The sequence below is a fragment of the Flavobacterium sp. genome (assembly GCF_035760125.1).
GTDB lineage: Bacteria > Bacteroidota > Bacteroidia > Flavobacteriales > Flavobacteriaceae > Flavobacterium.
In genome coordinates this window covers 1-4,412 of sequence record NZ_DASTTN010000257.1, presented here as the reverse complement: position 1 = coordinate 4,412, position 4,412 = coordinate 1, and the positions used below count along the sequence as shown (strand labels likewise).

General features: G+C 31.4%; 4 protein-coding genes. 3 read left to right on the top strand and 1 reads right to left on the bottom strand.

What is annotated here, in order from left to right:
• Positions 1-1,505 (bottom strand): tetratricopeptide repeat protein (locus tag VFS71_RS09390; RefSeq protein ID WP_326400888.1); only part of this gene is annotated, 1,505 nt, incomplete at its 3' end.
• Positions 1,506-1,933: 428 nt separating this feature from the next.
• Between VFS71_RS09390 and VFS71_RS09385 the strand changes: the two genes are divergently transcribed.
• From VFS71_RS09385 to VFS71_RS09375, 3 genes are all read left to right on the top strand, one after another.
• The gene (locus tag VFS71_RS09385; RefSeq protein WP_326400886.1) at positions 1,934-2,617 is read left to right on the top strand and encodes a cell division ATP-binding protein FtsE; all 684 of its coding nucleotides are present in this window, start codon (positions 1,934-1,936) and stop codon (positions 2,615-2,617) included.
• Between the two features lie 51 nt (positions 2,618-2,668).
• Entirely contained in the window at positions 2,669-3,769 is a 1,101-nt protein-coding gene (locus VFS71_RS09380) for a glycosyltransferase (protein WP_326400884.1), read from the top strand.
• Positions 3,770-3,774: 5 nt separating this feature from the next.
• A partial coding sequence (locus VFS71_RS09375) for a glycosyltransferase family 2 protein (RefSeq protein WP_326400882.1) occupies positions 3,775-4,412 on the top strand: 638 nt, incomplete at its 3' end.

Here is a 4,412-nt window from a genome sequence, read left to right as displayed (position 1 = left end):
TTTTTAAACTCAACTGTTTCTTTGGCTCTTGCCAAATCCGAAAACTGCTGATAACTTAATAAAGCTTCTTTATAATCTTCCAAATTATATTGGGATTCCGCTTTCCAAAAAGAAGCTCGGGCAGTAATAGTGGCATCTTTTTGTTCTTTTAATGCTTTTTCAAACATCGATAAGGATTCATTATAATTCCCTTCAGTATATAATTCCAATCCTCTGTAGAAAACTACTTTTTGATAGGCAACCCTATTTTCTGGTGTTTTATTTTTCTCCAATAAAACCAATGCCTCTTTGTAATTTTTGGATGAAATATAAGAATCAATCAACAATTTTTCAATCACATCGTTATTTGGATTCGTTGGGTATTTATTGATGAAACCCAATAAAACTTCAGGAACACTTTGATACGAATTTCCAATTTCATAGCTCAATTTGGCATAATTAAAACTGGCGTCTTCCTGCAATTTTAAATTAAAATTCATTTCGGATGCATTCTTGAAAGCATTCAAAGCCTGTTGTTTTTTGCCTGATTCCAAATAACTTTCTCCCAAATGGTAATAAGCATTCTGGGCTATGAAATCATTTCCGTCAATAATTTTATTGAATTGCGAAATGGCATTTTCATAATCTTTTTGCACATAATAGGCATAACCCAATTGATAAAAATCGGTATTATTCCATTTTCCTTTTTTCCCTTTATATCCCACCAAATAAGGGATCGCTTTGTCGTATTGTTTTAAATTAAAATAGCTTTCACCAATAATTTTATTCAATTCTGATTTTTCCTCAGGAGTGGAATTTGGCATTGCTTTGATTCCTAAATCAATGGCTTTTTGAAAATCCCCTGATTTGAAACTCATATCCGATTTATAGTAGGATAATTTTTCAGAGTACTTTTCATTACCCGAAACTTGGTCAAATTGTTTATTGGCCTCTACATAATCATCCGATTCGTAGGCCATAAAACCCATATAATATTTGCTCTGCGTCCCGTATTCATCCGTATTGGCGACTTTACTAAAATATTTTTGGGCTTCTTTTGTTTTTTTGGAATCAAAATAAGCATATCCTTTTTGAAAATTATACTTGTTTCGTTCACTGTCTCTCAGAATACTTTCATCTACCCTATTAAACCATAACAAAGCTTCTTTATAATCTTTATTGTCGAAATAATAATAAGCAACATCAATAAAGGCTTGATTTTGCTTGCGGCTTGCAGGGTATTCCTCTACGAAACGATTAATCAATTCCTCTGCATTATCCTGATCGGTACGAATAGCACAATTTGCAATGTAATAAGCACAATCAGATTGCAACCCTTCGGTCGTGGCAACATCTTGAACATTCTTAAAAATGATTTGCGCTGAAGCATATTGTTTATCCTCATATAAAGAAAGCGCTTTATCGAAGTCTTTTAATGGATAAGTATAAATGGTCGATTCTTGTGAATAAAGGGACGTTATTTGAACAGTAAAAAGGATTAAAAAAAGCCCGGGAAGTTTACGCATTGTCGTTTTTTTTATAAGTCAAATATATTGTTTATGTCTTTTATAACGAAAGCCCGGAGGCTTTTATTATAAACTATTTTTAAACAAAAACCCACAGCCGGTCTATCTCCTTTGAGGTGAAGCGCTTTGTTGGAATTTGAATTTTGTTTTATTTTGGAAACTGAGTTCTATTTTTATTTTTTTTCTTTTTGAAATGATGGCAAAAAAGCAAAACACCAACTTTTAGCCCCGATAGAAGTGAAAATCCTTATGTGCCGGGGTTCGGCACATAAGATTGCAACGAATAGCGGGACCATGCTGACAAAAATGCAAAATGTTTCTGCTCCAAAAATTAATAAATAGAATACAGGTTTAAAACTTAATTTTTGCATTTTACTTTTGTATTTGGATTTTATCTTTTTACTTTTACCCAATAAACAAATTCTACTATGGCACAATCAGTACTGTCTTTAAAAAACGTAAACATATATCAAGAAGGAAAAATTATTTTATCTGATGTTAATCTAGAAGTCAATCACGGCGAATTTATATACATCATTGGAAAAACGGGTTCTGGAAAAAGTAGTTTATTAAAAACATTGTACGCTGATTTGCCATTATTGGAAGGTGAAGGTAAAATTGTAGAATTTGATTTGGCTACCTTAAAAGAAGATGATATACCGTTTTTGAGAAGAAAGTTTGGTATTGTTTTTCAAGATTTTAAATTATTACCAGACCGTAGCGTAAAAGACAACATGCTTTTTGTTTTAAAAGCAACAGGTTGGACTGATATAGACGAAATGGATGCCAAAATAGACGAAGTACTTGACAAGGTAAACATGAAAGACTTTGCAAGCAAAATGCCTCACCAACTCTCTGGCGGTGAACAACAGCGAATAGCTATTGCAAGAGCATTGTTGAATGATCCAGAATTTATTCTTGCCGATGAACCTACAGGAAATTTGGACCCGCAAACAAGTATTGAAGTTCTTGAAGTTTTAAGAAAAATCAATGCTAATGGCAAAACAGTTATTATGGCTACACACGATTATGCCTTGTTAATGAAGTTCCCAAGCAAAACATTAAAATGTGAGGATGCCACCATTTTTGAAGTGGTACAAAGAACGGTGTAATGCTGTTTTATTTCAAAACAAATTTTATTCATTCTACCTAATCAATATTCATTGAAACAGAAGACAATAGTCATTTCAGGTATTAATATGGTCGAGGGCGGTATTTTTACCATACTTGACAATTTCCTGCAAAAAATGGCTGTTTATTCTCAAAACAAAGAAATAAAAGTCATTGCATTAGTTCATGATAAATCAAAATTTAACTATCCAAACATAGAATACATTGAATTTCGAAAAGCCAAAAGTTCCTGGTTTTTACGTTTGTATTACGAATATTTCTATTTCAAAAAACTTTCTAGGAAAATAAATCCTGATGTTTGGTTGTCATTACATGATATCAGCCCAAATGTGGTAGCAAACAAACGTTTTGTTTATTGTCATCATCCGACTGTTTTTTATAAATCAACATTCAAAGACTGGAAATTTGATTATAAAATAGGTGTCTTTTCATTATTATATAAATATCTATACCAAATAAACATTGCCAAAAACAAGGCCGTTTTTGTCCAGCAGAATTGGATAAAAAAGGAATTTGAATCCCTATTCAATATAAAAAATGTCATCGTCAGCAAACCTGAATACGTTGAAAAAATAACAGCCGAAACATTAGAATTGGAAAAAGATAAAATTCATTTTTTGTTTCCAAGTTTCCCCAGAACTTTTAAAAATTTCGAAATACTGTTCGATGCAGTTCAATTATTGGACAAATCCATAAAGGATAGGACTACCTTTCATTTTACCACTATTAAAAACAATCCGAACAAATATGCCAAACATTTGTTCAACAAATACAACAATCAAGAAGAGATACAGTTTTGGGACACTTTAAATAGAGATGAATTATTGAAACTTTACAATTCTACAGACTGTTTAGTTTTCCCTTCAAAATTAGAAACTTGGGGATTGCCTATCAGCGAAGCCAAAGCATTTAAAAAACCAATGCTTTTGGCAAATTTACCTTATGCAAAGGAAGCAGTAGGTGATTATAATTCCGTTAGTTTTTTTGATGTTAATGCTCCAGAAGAATTAGCTTCATTAATTACTAAATTTGTAAACAAAACGATTGTTTATCAAGGTAATAAAACTGAAATTGAAACAACAAATCAATTAAACAACTGGTTTCAATTATTTGATTTCATTTTAAAAGAATAACTATAATGGCTCTTTTTTCAATAATCATACCGCTATACAACAAAGAAAGATACATCGAAAATGCTATACAAAGCATTTTAAAACAAACCATTACAGATTACGAAATTATAATAATCAACGATGGTTCTACTGATAAAAGCAAAGAAATAATATCAAAATATGTTTCTGAGAAAATCAGAATCATAGATCATCCAAAAAACAAAGGATTATCTGCAGCCAGAAATACAGGGATAAAAAATGCAACTTCCAATTACATAACATTTCTTGATGCAGATGATTTATGGAAACCAAACTATTTGCAAACCATAAAAAATTTAATTTCCTCTTATCCCGAAGCCCGTATTTTTGCAACCAACTATGATGAAGTTTATCCTAAAACTACCCATAAACCTCATAATGGTTCAGAAGACTTGCCTGCTAACTTCAATGGTCTGATTGATTTCTTCAAAATAAATTTAAAGCAAGGAATTTACACTCCGAGTAGTGTGTGCTGGCATAAATCTGTTTTTGAAACCATTGGATATTATGATGAAAAAATTACTTTTTCCGAAGATTTGGATTTTAACATTAGAGCCAATTTAAAATTCAAATTAGCGTATAGTACTAACGTTGAAATGAGTTATTTCATGGAAACAGACAATCA

Coding starts and splice junctions, on each gene's coding strand:
- VFS71_RS09385 (WP_326400886.1), top strand. CDS start 1,934: ATGGCACAATCAGTACTGTCTTTAAAAAACGTAAACATATATCAAGAA.